Below are 18,258 nucleotides of genomic sequence, written 5' to 3'. Positions count from 1 at the left end.
TAAACATAATTATCAACAATAGTGCTTTATATAGTAATATTGATAAAATCTAATAAAAAGCAATAAACTTTGTTTTGCTGTGGTTAGTGTATTTTAACTAGCTAATTAAAATGAAATAAAACCGTACTCAGAACTTCTTTTTACTTATTTGCTTCACAAAATATAATTTATAACGCATGATAATTTAATAAATGATGAAGAGATTTTTGATGTTATTTTTTATAACCATCACATAATGGAAGTTGTTTGAGTATATACCATTAACTGATAACTTATTGGGGACACTATGAATATTCGTGATTTGGAATATTTTGTTTCGTTAGCTGAATTTTGCCATTTTCGTAAGGCAGCTGATGCTTGTAATGTGAGTCAACCAACACTTAGTGGTCAGATCAGAAAATTAGAAGATGAATTAGGCGTAATGTTATTAGAGCGTACAAGCCGGAAAGTATTATTTACACAAACTGGAATGATGCTAGTTGAACAAGCTAAAGAGATTTTGCGTAATATTCAAATCCTAAAAGAAATGGCTAGCCGTCAAGGTGAAGAAATGTCTGGACCAATGCATATAGGATTGATTCCTACTATAGCGCCTTATCTTTTACCACATGTCATTACAGTGTTACATGAATCTTTTCCTCAATTAGAACTTTACTTGCATGAAGCACAAACTGCTAATATTGTTGCTCAACTCGAAAGTGGTAAACTTGATTGTGCCATTGTTGCGCAAGTTAAAGAAACATCACAATTTATTGAACTACCTTTATTTGATGAACCCATGTTTTTAGCTGTTCCTGCTACTGATGAATTAACTAGCAAAAAGACAGTTAAACTTTCCAGTTTAAAAGGTAAAAAATTCTTGATGCTTGAAGATGGTCATTGTTTACGAGATCATGCAATGGGGTATTGCTTTCAAGTTGGTATTGATGAAGATAAACAGTTCAAAGCAACTAGCCTTGAAACACTTCGAAGTATGATTTCTGCTGGTCGAGGTATTACTTTATTTCCAGAGCTAGCTGCACCTAATGAGCGAAGTCGTGATAATATTTGCTATATTCCGTGTACAGACCCAGTACCATCACGTAGTATTACTTTCATCTATCGACCTGGTTCACCATTACGTTCCCGTTATGAAACAATAGCTAAAACGATTAGAGATCATATGCCCCAAGTTTTTGCTGAAAAAGAGCGATTATTAAGCAAGGTTATGTAAGGATGGATAACTATAAATATTAGAACTGAGCTTTCAAATGAAAAATATTAAGACTGGTGGTATTCGGGCACAACAAAAAGAAAGAACCCGTCGAAATTTAATCAAAGCAGCGTTTAATCAACTTAATGCTGAGCAAGGTTTTACAAGTTTAAGTTTGCGAGAAGTAGCTCGTGAAGCTGGAATAGCGGCTACTTCTTTTTATCGACATTTTCGTGATATGGATGAGCTTGGTTTGGCCATGGTGGACGAAAGTGGCTTAACTCTTCGTCAATTGTTACGCCAAGCGCGAAAACGTATTGAAAAAGGAGGAAGTGTTTTACGTACCTCTGTAACAACTTTCATTGAGTTTATTGATAAAAACCCTAAAGTTTTTTTATTGTTATTGCGTGAAAAAGCAGGAACTTCTTCTGCCTTTCGTTCTGCTATTGCTCGAGAAATCCAACACTTTATTGTAGAGCTTGTTGATTATCTTGATAATGCCAACCAGATGCCTCACCATTACAATGAAGCTCAAGCAGAAGCAATGGTCACTATTGCTTTTAATGCGGGAGCTGAAGCAATTGATTTTGACACAGTACAAAGACAAAAATTAATTGAAGATCTTATTTTTCAACTAAGAATGGTGTCTCGTGGAGCTTATTATTTATATCATAAAGAACAAATCAAAAAAGATAGTCATTAATCGTTATACTACCCCAAATCCAATCTCAAAATTCTAATTTGGTCGTAATATTAAAATTTTATGCTGTTTAGCAATTAATTATTTTCAATAAGAATATCTACTAATTACTGATTTTTACTATTACTATTTATTGTGTTTTTGTTATTCATACTGTAGCATTAAAAAAAGAGAAACATTGTTAAATAGAAATTAATTTCATGACTAAACTATACTTTTTGCTTTATTCGCTTATTTTGTCCTTTCCCTTTTTCAACTATGCTTATTCAAATGTGGGATTTAAGGAAATCTATTATAGCAAAGAAGACAGTAGACCTTTAAATATTGCAATATGGTATCCGACAGATGCTCAACAAAGAGCAGTAGCTATTGGCGATAATGCCGTTTTTTACGGTTCTAAAGTCATTCCTAATGCAGCATCTATTTCAAATTATCGTAAACATCCTTTGATTGTTATTTCGCATGGTTATGGAGGAAGTTGGCAAAGTTTAAGTTGGCTTGCTTATGAACTGGCAGATAGGGGATATATTGTTGCTGCACCAAATCATCCGGGAACTACTTATTTTAATAAAGATATTACTCAATCTACTAAATTGTGGTTACGTCCTCAAGATCTAAGTAAAACTATTGATGCGTTACAAATAGATGAGTTTTTGGCAAACTATATTGATATGAATAAAATTTCATCTATTGGACATTCCCTTGGCGGTTGGACAGTAGCTGCACTTGCTGGAGCAAGGTTTGATACAGATCTTTTTAAACAAGATTGCACTATACATTCACATTTAAAAGCTTGCCAGTTAGTAAATGAACTTGGACTGGATAACCCACAATTAAATAAAAACATGTCAGATCAGAGAATAAAGTCATTTATTTCTTTAGATGCTGGATTAGTTAGAGGATTTACTGCAGATAGTTTGAAAAATATTGCTTTTCCTTCTTTAATCATTGGCGCTGGTATTGATGTTGGTGATATGAATGTAGAGCTAGAATCTGGTTATTTACAACAGTTTCTTTCAAAATCATTATCAACTTATATTGTTATCCCTGATGCAATGCATTTTAGTTTCATGCAAATTTGTAAATCAGATGCTATAGATATTTTAGAGCAAGAGGCTAAAGGAGAAGCAATCATTTGTAAAGATGGTGGGAATCGCACAAGGACAGAGATACACCGTGAAATAACGGATCAAATAATCGATTTTTTAGCTAAGGTGAATTTAAATTAAGTGCCTATTTTAGAAATATACTGCGGCAAAAGCCGCAGTAATACTTTTAGTGATACTTAAAGGTTTTGTAATACTTTTTCAACACTGTCTTTAGCATCACCAAATAGCATATAGCTATTTTCTTTAAAGAATAGTGGGTTTTGTACACCTGCATAACCAGTATTCATTGAGCGTTTAGAAATAACAACCGTTTTTGCTTTCCAAACTTCAAGAACAGGCATGCCTGCTATTGGGCTATTTGGATCTTCTTCTGCCGCTGGGTTGACTGTATCGTTAGCTCCAATTACCCAAACCACATCAGTATCAGGGAAGTCATCGTTGATTTCATCCATTTCTAATACAATATCATAAGGGACTTTTGCTTCGGCTAATAATACATTCATATGCCCAGGTAAACGTCCTGCTACTGGGTGAATACCAAAACGAACTTCTATACCCATACCACGTAGTCTTTCAGTAATATTACTTACTGCACCTTGAGCTTGAGCAACTGCCATACCATATCCAGGAACAATAATAACTGAGCGAGCTTCTTTTAATATTTGTGCAACTTCGGCTGGTTGCATTTCACGGTATTCACCTTGTTCTTCATCTGATGAACTAGCTGCGCTACCATCGCTACCGAAACCGCCAGCAATAACACTAATAAATGAGCGGTTCATCGCTTTACACATAATATATGAAAGAATTGCGCCTGATGAACCAACTAACGCACCAGTTACAATTAGTAGATCGTTGCCTAACATAAAGCCTGCTGCTGCTGCTGCCCAACCTGAATAAGAATTTAGCATTGAAATAACAACAGGCATGTCAGCACCACCAATTGAAGCAACAAGATGGAAACCAAACACGAATGCAATAATTGCCATGATCAACAAACTAATTGTTGCACCAGCACCACTTTTTACTTCAACAAAAGTAAACATTAAAATGATAGAAACAACAATTGCTGCTAGATTCCAATAATGTTTATTTGGAATTGATAATGGTTTTGAGCTAATGCGTCCATTTAATTTACCAAATGCGACAACAGAGCCGGAGAAGGTTACTGCGCCGATAAAGACACCAACAAAAATCTCTACTAAATGTACAGTTAACTCTCCACCTTGAAAATTTTGAATGTGTGGATCTAAATAACTGTTTAAACCAACTAGAACAGCAGCCATTCCAACAAAGCTATGAAGTAGTGCAACAAGTTCTGGCATTTGAGTCATTTCAACTTTTTTAGCCAAATATAAACCAATTGCAGCACCAATAATCATTGCAATAACTATCCAGTGTAATCCGCCTTTAATACTTGCAACTGCAGCAATAAGAGCGATAGCCATACCAATCATACCGTAAATATTACCAGATTTGGCAGATTCTTGGTTGGAAAGACCTCGTAAGCTAAAGATAAAAAGTAATGCAGCAATAACATAGGCTGCTTGAATGATTCCATTACTCATAATGTATGCTCTCCTTTACTTGCCACGTTGGAACATTTTCAGCATTCTTTGAGTAACAAAGAATCCACCAAAAATATTGATACTAGCAATCAAAATAGCAACAAAAGCAATTGCCGTAGTTAAGCCATTATCATCACTGACTTGCAGAATTGCTCCGACCAATATAATTCCAGAAATTGCATTAGTTACCGACATTAGTGGTGTATGCAAAGAATGTGTAACATTCCATACAACGTAGTAACCAACAACGCAAGATAATGCAAATACAGTAAAATGCCCTAAAAAGCTTTCAGGAACGGAGTTTGCAAGCCAGAAGAAAGCAATGAGAACTAAAGCTAAAATACCATATTTTTTGCGAGGATCCATTGGCTTTGGTTCTGGTTTAACAATTGGCTCAGCTGCTTTTTTCTGAGGTTGAGCAGATACTTGAATCGGCGGTGCTGGCCAAGTGACTTCTTTATCTTTAACCACAGTTACACCACGAATTACAACATCTTCAAAATTGATATCAATATTACCGTCTTTTTCTTTAGCAAGTAGTTTTAATAGGTTAACAATGTTTGTACCATAAAGCTGTGATGCTTGTGCTGGCATACGATTAGCTAAATCAGTATAACCAACAATTTTAACATTGTTATCTGTTTCGAAAATTTCACCTGGTTTAGTTAATTCACAGTTACCACCAGTTAACGCAGCCAAATCAACAATAACACTACCAGGTTTCATTGACTCAACCATTTCTTTCGAAATGAGTTTCGGAGCTGGTTTACCTGGAATTAGTGCTGTTGTTATGATGATATCAACATCTTTAGCTTGCTCTGCAAACAGTGCCATTTCAGCTTCAATAAAGGCCGCTGACATCTGTTTAGCATAGCCGTCGCCAGAGCCTGCTTCTTCTTCAAAATCTAACTCTAAAAAGTCAGCTCCCATGCTGTTAATTTGTTCGGCAACTTCAGGGCGGGTGTCAAAAGCACGAACAATTGCTCCCAAACTCACCGCTGCGCCAATGGCTGCAAGGCCAGCAACACCTGCTCCAATAACTAATATTTTAGCTGGAGGCACTTTACCAGCAGCAGTAACTTGACCTGTAAAGAATCGACCAAATTGATTTGCTGCTTCAATAACTGAACGATAACCAGCAATATTAGACATTGAGCTTAATGCATCTAGAGATTGCGCACGTGAAATACGTGGTACACAATCCATAGCCATTACAGTAATATTTTTGGCGGCTAATTTTTCTAATAATTCTGTATGTTGAGCTGGATAAATATAGCTAATAAGGGTTGAACCCTCTTTCATTAAAGAAATTTCATCATCGCTTGGCGCATGAAACTTCAAAATTAAATCATTTTGCCAAATGTCTTGTGCATTTTGAATTGTAGCCCCAGCATCAATAAAAGCTTGGTCTTCATAATGAGCTGCATGTCCAGCGCCTTGTTCTACGGAAACTGTAAAGCCCAGTTTTAACAGTTGTCCAACAGTTAAAGGAGTCGCTGCAACTCTAGCTTCATTGGCTAACCGTTCTTTAGGTATACCGATATGCATTTCGTTACGTCCTTATGTTAGTTTATTGTATGTAAGTTGATTTTAGCATAAATAGGGTTATGTGCGAGTAGGGAATCTATTTTTTATTCAAGAAATAAGATTTTTAAATTATTTGAGTAATATTTATTAATTAATATTATTATAAGGCTATACCGAAATAGCTATAATTTAAATAAAACCGTTTTAATGCTTTCATCGAATTCCATTACAAATTTACTCTATATTGTTATATAATTGACGTTATTTTTGTGTCTACCTTGAAGTGTAAACTTTAAGGTATGATTCGATTTTGTTTTCCTTGAATTAAGGATTTTTTATGATTGATTTTTCCCAATCAGTGCCAGAACTGGTCACTTGGGCAAAAAAGAATGATTTTTCGATCGCTTTGCCTGTGGAAAGGTTAGCTTTTTTATTAGCTATTGCCGTATTAAATAGCGAACGTTTTGACGGTGAAATGACGGAATCTGAATTAATTGATGCTTTTAGGCATGTTTCACAAATTTTCGAGCAGAGTGAAGACACTATTACATTGCGAGCTAATAATGCTATCAATGATTTGGTACGCCAAAGCTTAATCACACGTTTTGCAAGTGAAATGACAGACGGTTTTTCGATTTATCGTTTAACTCCGTTAGGGATAGGTATTTCTGATTATTATATTCGCCAACGTGAATTCTCAACGCTGCGTTTATCCATTCAATTATCTATTGTTGCGCAAGAGTTAAAACGAGCTGCAGATGCAGCCATCGAAGGTGGTGATGATTTACATTGGCATCGAAATGTCTTTGCGCCATTAAAATATTCAGTCGCTGAAATTTTTGATAGTATCGATATCACACAACGAGTGATGGATGAACAACAAGCTGATGTTAAACAAAATATTTCTGCCCTATTAAGTCAAGATTGGCAAGCAGCAATTAGCAGTTGTGAAGGGTTACTGACTGAAACATCACAAACATTGCGGGAATTACAAGATACTTTGGCTGCTGCAGGTGATAAATTACAAGCCAGTTTACTTTTAATACAAGATGCGACGCTTGATAATCCAGAACTAGATAAAATCAACAATGTAGTTATGGATCTGCAAGGTAAACTAGATCGAATTATTGGTTGGGGGCAAAAAGCGATTGATCTTTGGATCGGTTATGATCGCCATGTTCATAAATTTATTCGTACTGCTATTGATTTAGATAAAAATCGTGTGTTTTCGCAACGCTTACGAAAATCGATTCAAGGATACTTTGATTTGCCTTGGTCACTCACTTTTGCTAATGCCGATCGCTTACTAGATATGCGTGATGAAGAATTGGCACTACATGATGCTGAGGTAACTGGAGAATTACCTTCGGAACTTGAATTTGAAATGATTGAAGAGATTCAAGAACATATTATTGCTCATATTGAACAAAATTTAATGGTATTTAAGCAAGAAAATAAACCACTTGATATGGGCGCTACCATTCATAACTATTTGGCTCAGTTCCCGCGCGAACAACATTTTGATATAGCGAGATTATTTATTGATCAGGCTATTCGTCTCGGTATTGCTGAAGATGATTGGCTTGGAATTCCTGCCGAATGGAAACCTATTAACGATTATGGAGCTAAGGTACAAGCACATGTCATCAACAGATACTAACGATTTCGAAACACAACAAACCGCACATCATCTTGATGAAGTTATGGGGCGCATAGTCGCTAGTTCTCAAGCTTCTATCGATAAATATATGCCCGTTAAATTGGCCCAAGCAATTGCTAATCCGATCTTTCCAGAACTGGATAGTTTACTACGCTCTGGCCGTCATATTGGTATTGATGAACTTGATCATCATGCTTTTCTAATGGATTTCCAACTTGAGCTTGAACAATTTTATCAACGTTATAATGTTGAGCTAATCCGTGCGCCTGAAGGATTTTTCTATCTTCGTCCTCGCTCAACAACATTGATTCCTCGTTCAGTATTATCGGAGCTTGATATGCTTGTTGGCAAAGTACTTTGTTATTTGTATTTAAGTCCCGAGAGATTAGCGCATGAGGGGATTTTTACCTTACAAGAATTGTTTGATGAACTGGTTTCATTAGCAGATGAAAGTAAGTTACTCAGATTAGTAAACCAACGTTCAACAGGTTCAGATTTAGATCGCCAAAAACTATTTGATAAAGTAAAAACAGCGCTAAATCGCCTGCGTCGACTAGGTATGATTTTTTTTATTGTTGGTAATGACAGTAGCCGTTTTCGCATTAACGAATCAATTTTCCGTTTTGGTGCAGATGTACGAAGTAGTGATGACGCACAAGAAGCGCAATTACGCCTAATTCGAGATGGCGAAGCAATTAAAATCGAATCAGCACTTATTTTAGATGATAATAATGAAGAACAAGATGAAGATGTTAATGAGGAGACTGAATAATCATGATTGGACACGGTAAATTTCACTCATTAACGCTAATTAACTGGAATGGTTTTTTTGCACGAACTTTTGAGCTTGACCAATTAGTTACGACATTATCTGGTGGTAATGGTGCTGGTAAATCAACTACCATGGCGGCATTTGTAACTGCATTAATACCTGACTTAACTTTATTACACTTTAGAAATACAACCGAAGCTGGAGCCACATCAGGCTCACGAGATAAAGGCTTGCATGGTAAATTAAAACCAGGCGTCTGTTATTCTATGCTGGACGTAATTAACTCACGGAACCAAAGGATTATTTGTGGTGTACGTTTGCAACAAGTAGCAGGGCGGGACAAAAAAGTCGATATCAAGCCTTTTTTATTGCAAGGATTATCTATCAGTGTAAGCCCAACAGAGTTGGTTACGGAGCGTTTAAATGATAAACAAGCGCGAATCTTATCGTTACCAGAGTTAAAAGATAAAGCCGAATCAATGGAAGGCATTATCTTTAAACAATTTAACTCAATTACTGATTATCATTCGGTTATGTTTGATTTTGGTATTTTACCAAAACGCTTGCGCTCTCCATCTGATAGAAGTAAATACTACCGTTTGATTGAGGCATCACTTTATGGTGGTATCTCAAGTGCTATTACTCGTTCCCTACGTGATTATTTATTACCAGAAAATAGTGGTGTGCGAAAAGCTTTCCAAGATATGGAAGCCGCATTACGCGAGAATCGGATGACGTTAGAAGCCATTCGAGTAACACAATCGGATCGTGACTTATTTAAACACTTAATTACTGAGTCAACTAATTATGTGGCAGCTGATTATATGCGCCATAATAATGAACGCCGAGTTCATATAGAATCAGTACTTGGCCTGCGCCGTGATATGTTTAAAACACAAGATCTGCTTATAAGCAATCAATACCGCCAAGTTGAAATGGCAAAAGAACTTAAAGAACATCAAGATGCGCAAAGTGATTTGGAAACCGACTTACAGGCGGCTAATGATCACCTCAATTTAGTGCAAACAGCATTACGTCAACAGGAAAAAATTGACCGTTATCAAGCAGATTTAGATGATTTAAACTTAAAGTTAGAAGAACAAAACGAAGTGGTACTTGAAGCGAATGAACAGTACCAAACCTATCGTGATCAAGTAGAACAAACAGAACAAGAAGTTGACGAAATCAAGACTCAATTAGCTGATTACCAACAGGCTCTTGATGTTCAACAAACACGTGCAATTCAATACCAACAGGCCTTACAGGCTTTAAAAAATGCTCAGTCATTATGCCAGTTACCAAAATTAGGTATTAGTAATATTGAAAATCACTATGAATTGTTTGAAGAAAAGCAAAAAGAGATCACGGAACAAGTTCTTGAACTCGAGCAAAAATTAAGTGTATCTGATGCGGCAATTAATCAGTTTGACCGTGCTTATCAATTAGTGATCAAATTAGTTGGCGATGTTACCCGAAGTGACGCTTTTGCGGCAGCTAAAGAAGCATTAAGACAATGGCCATCACAATGTTACCAAGCAGAACAAGCCGAACATTTACAGCTACAACTAGATGAGCTAGAACAACGATTTTTTGAACAAAAAGAAGCAGAATCGTTATTAACACAATTTTGTAAACGTATTGAACGCCAAGTTAATTACGATGAACTAGATGATTTAAAACAAGAACTTGAATTGCAATTAGACGAAATAGCCGAACGAGCTAATGAATCTAGCGAAAAACGTATCGAATTTAGGCAAGAGCTTGAACAAATTCAATCAAAAATAGCTGATTATCGTCAAAAAGCTCCACTATGGTTGAAAGCACAAGATGCATTAATCGCTTTACAAGAACAAACTAGCGAACAGTTTAATAACAGTCAAGATGTCACTCAACATATGCAAAAACTGCTAGAAAAAGAGCGAATACTTGTTACTGAGCGAGACCAAATTAGTTTTAGACGCAACCAATTAGATGTTCAAATTGAGCAACTAAATCAACCTAGTGGTGTCGATGATGGCCGTTTGTCTTCGTTAGCAGAACGATTTAATGGTGTATTACTTTCTGAAATTTATGAAGATGTAACAATTGATGATGCACCTTACTTTTCTGCATTATATGGTCCATCAAGACAAGCTATTGTTGTACCAGATTTATCATTAGTTAAACAGCAATTAGAAAACCTTACCGCAAGTGATGAAGATTACCCTGAAGATATCTATTTTATCGAAGGTGATCCTTCATCATTTGATGATAGTGTTTTTGATTGTGAGGAAATGAATAAAGCGGTACTTGTCAAAACGGGCGATCGTCAATGGCGATTCTCAAGTTTTCCTAAAGTACCACTATTTGGTCGTGCTGCTCGTGAGATTCACCTTGAAAAATTATCTGCCGAACGTGATGAATTACATGAGCGCTATGCAACTATCTCATTTGATTTACAAAAATTACAACGAATTGAACAAAATGTTGGGCAATTTATTGGTCAACATTTAGGAGTTGCTTTTGATATCGATCCTGAAGCTGAAGCGCAAAAATTAATGACAAGACGCACTGAAATTGAACGACAATTATCGTCTCAGGAAAGTATTGATAAACAAAATCAGCAACAGGTTACTAATTGCAAAGAACAATTAGCAACCATAAATCGCTTGGTTGCGCAAATGCATTTATTGGCTGATGATGATCTGGCCGATAGAGTTGACGATTTACGTGAACAAGTTACACAAGCACAAGAATCTGCGCAATATGTTAGTCGTAATCGTAATACCGTTTCAGAACTTGAACCAATTTTAGCTGTTTTACAAAGTGCTCCTGAACAAAATGAGGCTTTACAAGAACAATACAATACGGTTAAAGCACAACAACAGACCATCCGCCAACAAGTTTTTGCCTTAACTGAAGTAATGCAACGTCGTGCCCACTTTAGCTACGAAGACTCGGCAGGTATGTTAAATGAAAATAGTGATTTAAATGAAAAATTACGTTCTCGCTTAGAAGTCGTCGAAACTCAAAGAACTGAAGCTCGCAGTCAGATGCAACAGTATCAAGACAAATACAATCAATATAACCAAACACTAGCTTCGCTTAAAAGTGCATTTGAAACTAAGCGCGATATGTTGCATGAGCTACAAAAAGAAATTGAACAAATTGGGGTAAAAGCCGATGCGATCACTGAAGAACGTGCTCGATTACGTCGTGATGAAATCCATCAAAAATTAAATAACAATCGTCAACATTGTACATCGCTTGAAAAGCAACTCATTATGTGCGAAAGCGAAATGACACAATTGCAAAAACGGCTAACTCAAACACTGCGAGATTATAAGCAACTACGCGAACAGGTAGTGCAAGCCAAAGCTGGTTGGTGCTTAGTCTTAAGGCTTGTTAAAGAAAATAGTGTTGAAAGGCGTTTACATCGACGTGAACTTGCTTATTTAAGTGCGGATGAATTACGCTCAATGTCAGATAAAGCATTAGGTTCCTTACGTTTAGCTGTTAATGACAATGAACATTTACGGGATGTATTAAGACTATCAGAAGATCCAAAACGCCCAGAACGTAAAATCCAATTCTATATCGCTGTTTACGCACATTTGCGTGAACGAATTCGCCAAGATATTGTTAAAACTGACGATCCAATTGAAGCCATTGAACAGATGGAAATTGAATTGTCACGCTTAACAGAAGAACTCACTTCGCGTGAACAGCAACTGGCAATTAGCTCGAAGAGTGTATCGAATATTATTCGTAAGACCATACAGCGCGAACAAAATCGTATTCGTATGCTTAACCAAGGATTACAAGCAGTGGCATTTGGTCAAGTTAATGGCGTGCGTTTAAATGTCAATGTTCGCGAAGCTCATTCAACTCTTTTAGCTGCACTTGCCGATGAGCAAAATGAACATCAAGATCTATTTAGTAATAATCGTATTACCTTCTCGGAAGCGTTAGCTAAACTCTATCAACGTTTAAATCCACATATTGATATGGGACAACGAACTGCCCAAAATATTGGTGAAGAACTGCTAGATTATCGAAATTATCTTGAAATGGATGTTGAGGTGAATCGAGGTGCAGATGGTTGGTTACGTGCTGAAAGCGGTGCATTATCAACGGGTGAGGCAATTGGTACAGGTATGTCAATTTTACTTATGGTGATTCAAAGTTGGGAAGAAGAATCCAAGCGACTTCGGAATAAAGATATTTTGCCATGTCGTCTACTATTCTTAGATGAAGCAGCTCGACTAGATGCCAAATCAATTGCAACACTATTTGAACTTTGTGAACGATTAGAAATGCAATTAATCATTGCTGCTCCAGAAAACATCAGTCCTGAAAAAGGAACAACCTATAAACTCGTACGTAAAGTTATCAATAACCAAGAACATGTGCATGTAGTTGGTTTGAAAGGTTTTGTTTAACTTTTTTGTTTACTAGACATCTTCGTCTACCTTTATCGGTGAAGATGTTCTATTTTAATTTATTTATATGCTATTTAGCTAATAATCGAACGTTTTATTGAATTGAATACCAGCAATCGATTGAATCTGAACAATAAATCGTTTTTACATCTACAATCAACATTCCCAATGCTTTTATTTCTAGTGATGATTGTTTTGTATATTTCTAAATATTGTCATCTTATTTTAACCATTCCATCAAAGAAAAAATTTTATATGTAAGAAAACACCGAGTTGTTTACACTTCATGGTTAAAATAATCCTCTAAAAACTCATAAGGCCTTTTTTTCCAAAATTGCTTTATGGGGTTTAACAGTATTATCAAAATTAATAAAACTCTTAACTTTTTATTTTCTATCTTTTTAATCGCTAAATATTTTTTAGTTATGTCACGTTGCTATTAAAGTATGCATCACTTTTTTGGTTTTCCCATTCGTTTGTTATTAGGTAGCTTTAATGTGTGTTTGGTTTATCCAATTAAGCTATGAGCAAATCAGAGTATTGTGTCTACATACAGTTTGTTGATATTGAATATGTATAGCGTCTTTATAAACAATTAACTATTCAAAATATTGCTGTTGAAGAAAAGCTTGATGGTGCAGATTATTGAAATAAGTTTTTTAACAAGTTTGTTCCTCATATTGAGACAAAAACCAAGTAATCGCAATTAAATCCGCTGATCCGCCAGGGCTTAAATTACGTTTTATTAATTCAATATCAAGATGATATAAATTTTCTCGTACTTTTGGATTGATTACGCCACCTTGTTTGATGAGTTTTTTAGCTTGTTCTTGGACAAAGGACAAGCCATCAAGTCCACCTCGTGAAACTACATTCGTGTCTTGATTAAAAGCAAGTAAATGTAACATCGCTTGTAATAAGCAAGTTTCTTCATCATAGCCGTTCTTTTGCATTTGTTGAAGGATAGGCAGTGAGATATTTCTAACTGTTGCATAACCTGATTCTGCTTCTCCTCTTGCTCCTGTAAGGTTATGCAGTTTAAATAGCTTTTCACCAACAGAATTTGTTAGATTATTTTGTTTTAGCTCGCTTTGAACAATGCCTTGGCAAATGGATGAAACTTCGTTACAAATGCTTTGTATATTGATTGGTAAGTTTAATTGCTCTAACTTGCCAATAGCGCCGAGCAGCAAACCAAAGGCAAATATCCCGCCTTTATGAGTATTAACTTGATTGGTGGCTTTAAACATCGCTTGTTCGCAATTAATACCAATTGGTCTAATGCCAGCTAAAAAAAGTTGATTTTTATGCAAAGCTGATGTTTTACCATATTGGTAAAAACGTTCAAACCAGACACAAATAGCACTAATACTTTGAATAAAGGTTTGGAAATCCATATCACGATGTGCTCCACTATTATTCATATCAACTAATCCGGGTTTTGGTGATAAGCAAATTTCTTTGATTAATGCTTTAGTTGCTAATTGCGCAGGTAAACATCGGTTAGGGTCATTATTGAGTTGTAATTCTAATAATGCTACTTGCTGAGAATAATCACTCATTACTATTGGTTACCTATAGGGATTCGATTTAATTAATTTGCATGATGCTATGATGTAAACACCAAGCCACTCTTTTAAATGGATTGGTGTGTGATAAAACTAATAATCGTTATGTGTTGATACAGCTAGTACTTCCCGATTTCCATTATGGCTTGGGGCGCTAATAATGCCTTCTACTTCCATTTGTTCGACAATTCGGGCTGCTCGGTTGTAGCCAATTCTAAATTTTCGTTGTACGCTAGAGATAGAAGCTCTTCGTGTTTCTATGACAAAAGCAACAACTTGGTCAAATAATGGATCGAGTTCTTCATCTGACAAGTTGGAATTGCCATTTTCGCTATCATCGGTCGCAACTGTGACATTTTCAACGTATTTTGGTGTTCCACGTGCTTTCCAATCTTGCACAACGGCGTGCACTTCTTCATCACGCACAAATGCACCGTGAACACGAATTGGAATGGAGCTATTAGGGGCTAAATAAAGCATATCCCCCATACCAAGTAATGATTCTGCTCCCATTTGATCTAAAATAGTGCGAGAATCAATTTTGCTTGATACTGTAAAAGCGATACGAGTTGGTATATTCGCTTTGATTAAGCCCGTAATGACATCCACCGATGGACGTTGTGTGGCTAAAACTAGATGAATACCTGCTGCTCGCGCTTTTTGAGCAAGCCGTGCAATTAGTTCTTCGACTTTTTTACCGACAGCCATAATCAAATCAGCAAACTCATCGACCATGACCACAATATAGGGTAATTTTTCGAGTGTTGGCATATTAAGATCCATACTATCAGTTGGTTTCCAAAGTGGATCGGGAATTGGTCTGCCCATTTGTTCTGCTAGTTTTATTTTTTCGTTATAACCAGCAATATTACGCACACCTAATGCTGACATTAGACGATAGCGTCGTTCCATTTCGTTAACACACCAATTTAATGCATTAGCGGCATCTTTCATATCAGTAACCACTTGTGTTAATAAATGTGGTATTCCTTCATAAATAGATAACTCTAGCATTTTGGGGTCAATCATAATAAACCTGACATCTTCAGGTTGCGATTTATATAAAATGCTTAAAATCATCGCATTAACACCAACTGATTTACCCGAGCCAGTAGTACCAGCAACAAGTAAATGAGGCATTTTAGCAAGATCAGCAACCACTGATTGCCCAGCGATATCTTTCCCTAATACGACAGTTAACGGCGATTGAGCATCTTTAAATTGAGGGCTGTCTAAGACTTCTCTAAAATAGACTGTTTGACGATTTTTATTGGGCAATTCAATACCTACATAAGGTTTTCCCGGAATAACTTCAACTACACGAACCGATGGCATTGATAATGATCGTGCTAAGTCACGATCTAGCGTTGAAATTCGTGCCGCTTTGATACCCGGTGCAAGTTCAATTTCAAATCGAGTAATCACCGGTCCTGGTAAATAATCAACCACTTTTGCCTTCACTCGATAATCCGATAAACTTTTTTCAATCAGTTCCGACATTGCGTTTAAGGCACCATGATCGACTTCGATTCGAGCTGTTGGTGGCGTAGTTAATAAGTTCAGTGACGGTAGTGGCGTAGTCGGTTTAGGTAACGGTTTATCATTACGTCTTAATAACGGATGAATTAAGCTATCTTCGTCATTTTCATTGAAATGATTATGTTGAATATCTTCAACACGATCTTCTTCAGGATAGATATCGTCAATAATTGGATTTGCTTTTTTTAGAGCTTCAGTGTCAACATATTCTAGTTGTTCTACGTCTGCTTTCACTTCTTTTATTTCAGTCTCTGTATCTGTTATGTTTTCTATATCTTCTATAGATGCAGTGTCTTTTGTACTTGTAATAACCTGTGGTTCTTGAATAAATGGTTGTTTGGTTTCAGTTGTTTCTATAGCTGAAAGGTTGGTGGATGATTCAAATGGTGTTTGTTCATTAGTAAAATTAATTTTGGGTTCGTTGTGTACTGATGTAAACAGTGTTTTACTTGGTGCATCTGAAATTGTGTATTTTTCTGATTCATCAAATGGTAATTTTTCTTCTGATTTTTGTGTTTGTATTACCTGTTTTATTTGTTCTATTGATGAAGACAAGGTTTGCTCTTGATCTGGAGTAGCTTTGTTTCCATTCATGTTTTGAATAATTGATTCAAGGCGAGATAAAATCTCGTTAGGATCGAGCTCTTTATTTGGTGGATTATCACTTGTTAGAGGCGCTGTTGTTGACTGCGGTACTTGAGTATCTTTGTGGGATGATTTGATTAATTCATCGGTTGTTTTTATTGAGATTGTTTTATCGTCAGCCGATATGATGGTATTTGCAGTCTGATTTTGAGTTGTTTCAACACTAGAGATAGTATTTGATGTTGGAATGATATTGGTATCATCATCTGATTTTTTATCTAGTTTTGTATCAAAAGGTATTGTAAATTGAGGATCTTTTATTTCCTCATTAGTCTGTGCTATTGGTTTTTCGTTTAGTGAATCTGGTTGTTTAAGTTTATTGGCTGTACGAGGCTTAATTAACCATCTAATCGGTAGTAGTAAAATCATGACAAAAGCACCTAATTTTTCAATTAGATTCAACCATGATAATCCAGTTAATAATGTGACACAGGCCAAGCAAGTTGCAAGAAGAATTAAGGATAAAGTAATACTATCTATAATTGGTAAAAGGCTTTCGATGACAATCGCACCTAAATAACCGCCCGCTTCAAATTGTTCAGAATCAGCAATATTTAAAGCAAAAAATCCTGTAGCACTAAATATAAATGCTAACACACCAATAATCCGAAATGAAAGACTAAAGTAGTTTATAGGATCATTAGCATGTTTATAAAAATAAACGATTGACTGTAAACAAATAAAAATAGCGATAAAAGGTAGGCTATAAGCAATAAAGCCTAAAAATTGAAAAAGAACGTCACAGATGTATGCACCAATATAACCGCCAAAATTACTAATAGGGTAGTGCCAAGCCGTACGAGACCAACCGGGATCGGATGGATCGTAACTGAACTGTGATAGAAATAAACAAACAGATAAACCTATTATTGTTAGTAGAATCAATTGAGTGATGATCTGTTTTTTTGTCATTTTGGGCTTTTTCAAACAAGTACCTAAAAACTATTGCTATTAAAATAGCTGGTATTTTATCATAAATTGTGCTTGCTCACAGAGCCAATACTGTCTAAAACGCAATTTATTGTTGGGTTATTATGCAACAGGAAGTAGGCTAGTTTTAAATCTTATACCATTTTGTACATATCGTTGTGCATTAGTGATATTTGCTGTAATTTCAGCTTTAGTTAATTTGCGGATAATTTTTGCGGGTGATCCCATAATTAAACAACCTTCTTCATAAGGTATGGTGTGTGTTACTAGCGAGTTGGCGCCAACAAGGCAATTTTTTGCAATTTTAGCATTGTTTAATATAGTACTACCCATACCAATTAATACATTATCTTCAATGGTGCAACTATGTAGGATAACATTATGCCCAATAGTGACATTCTCGCCAATAATGCAAGGGATATCTGTTTCAATATGGATGGTAGTGTTATCTTGCACATTGCTATTTTTACCAATATGTATGGGAGCAATATCACCGCGTAAAACAGCGTTGAACCAAATAGAAACACCCTCTTGTAAAACGACATCACCAATGATATCAGCAGATTTTGCGATAAAACAATTTTGATGAATTTGTGGATGTAAATCACCTAGTTGATAGATCATAAT

General features: G+C 35.9%; 11 protein-coding genes. 6 read left to right on the top strand and 5 right to left on the bottom strand.

Going from position 1 to position 18,258, the window contains the following annotated elements; translation table 11 throughout:
* Nucleotides 1–286 precede the first annotated feature (286 nt).
* From oxyR to ACGH49_RS00230, 3 genes are all read left to right on the top strand, one after another.
* Nucleotides 287–1,213, top strand: a complete 927-nt coding sequence (oxyR, locus tag ACGH49_RS00240) for a DNA-binding transcriptional regulator OxyR (protein WP_065608636.1) — start codon at nt 287–289, stop codon at nt 1,211–1,213.
* 37 nt (nt 1,214–1,250) lie between these two features.
* A complete protein-coding gene (gene fabR, locus ACGH49_RS00235; RefSeq protein ID WP_411587780.1) occupies nt 1,251–1,895 on the top strand; it encodes an HTH-type transcriptional repressor FabR in 645 nt (214 codons plus the stop codon).
* A 197-nt stretch (nt 1,896–2,092) separates the two neighbouring features.
* Nucleotides 2,093–3,121 carry an alpha/beta hydrolase family protein gene (locus ACGH49_RS00230; RefSeq protein WP_411587779.1) on the top strand — a complete coding sequence of 343 codons (1,029 nt, stop codon included), beginning with the start codon at nt 2,093–2,095 and terminating at the stop codon, nt 3,119–3,121.
* Nucleotides 3,122–3,177: 56 nt separating this feature from the next.
* On the opposite strand, the gene pntB is transcribed toward ACGH49_RS00230, so the two are convergent.
* Nucleotides 3,178–4,569 (bottom strand): Re/Si-specific NAD(P)(+) transhydrogenase subunit beta, encoded by a 1,392-nt coding sequence (gene pntB / locus ACGH49_RS00225; protein WP_411587777.1) that lies wholly within the window; start codon nt 4,567–4,569, stop codon nt 3,178–3,180.
* A 15-nt stretch (nt 4,570–4,584) separates the two neighbouring features.
* Complete coding sequence (pntA, locus tag ACGH49_RS00220; RefSeq protein ID WP_411587775.1) at nt 4,585–6,117, bottom strand: Re/Si-specific NAD(P)(+) transhydrogenase subunit alpha; 1,533 nt, start codon at nt 6,115–6,117, stop codon at nt 4,585–4,587.
* 316 nt (nt 6,118–6,433) lie between these two features.
* Here pntA and mukF point away from each other — a divergent pair, with 316 nt between their 5' ends.
* The 3 genes from mukF to mukB are packed head-to-tail and all read left to right on the top strand — an operon-like array spanning nt 6,434 to nt 12,949.
* Nucleotides 6,434–7,756 carry a chromosome partition protein MukF gene (mukF, locus tag ACGH49_RS00215; protein WP_411587773.1) on the top strand — a complete coding sequence of 441 codons (1,323 nt, stop codon included), beginning with the start codon at nt 6,434–6,436 and terminating at the stop codon, nt 7,754–7,756.
* A gap of 43 nt (nt 7,757–7,799) precedes the next feature.
* Entirely contained in the window at nt 7,800–8,528 is a 729-nt protein-coding gene (gene mukE, locus ACGH49_RS00210) for a chromosome partition protein MukE (protein WP_080702356.1), read from the top strand.
* 2 nt (nt 8,529–8,530) lie between these two features.
* Complete coding sequence (gene mukB / locus ACGH49_RS00205; protein WP_411587772.1) at nt 8,531–12,949, top strand: chromosome partition protein MukB; 4,419 nt, start codon at nt 8,531–8,533, stop codon at nt 12,947–12,949.
* 659 nt (nt 12,950–13,608) lie between these two features.
* Here mukB and citG read toward each other — a convergent pair.
* The 3 genes from citG to ACGH49_RS00190 form a co-directional block, all read right to left on the bottom strand.
* A complete protein-coding gene (gene citG, locus ACGH49_RS00200; RefSeq protein ID WP_411587770.1) occupies nt 13,609–14,511 on the bottom strand; it encodes a triphosphoribosyl-dephospho-CoA synthase CitG in 903 nt (300 codons plus the stop codon).
* A gap of 99 nt (nt 14,512–14,610) precedes the next feature.
* Complete coding sequence (locus ACGH49_RS00195) at nt 14,611–17,613, bottom strand: DNA translocase FtsK 4TM domain-containing protein (protein WP_411587769.1); 3,003 nt, start codon at nt 17,611–17,613, stop codon at nt 14,611–14,613.
* A gap of 120 nt (nt 17,614–17,733) precedes the next feature.
* Complete coding sequence (locus ACGH49_RS00190) at nt 17,734–18,255, bottom strand: gamma carbonic anhydrase family protein (RefSeq protein ID WP_034911455.1); 522 nt, start codon at nt 18,253–18,255, stop codon at nt 17,734–17,736.
* Nucleotides 18,256–18,258 lie beyond the last annotated feature (3 nt).

The sequence above is a fragment of the Gilliamella sp. BG7 genome (genome assembly GCF_046635565.1).
GTDB classification, from domain to species: Bacteria; Pseudomonadota; Gammaproteobacteria; order Enterobacterales; family Orbaceae; genus Gilliamella; species Gilliamella apicola_P.
This window is presented reverse-complemented; position numbering and strand designations above follow the sequence as displayed.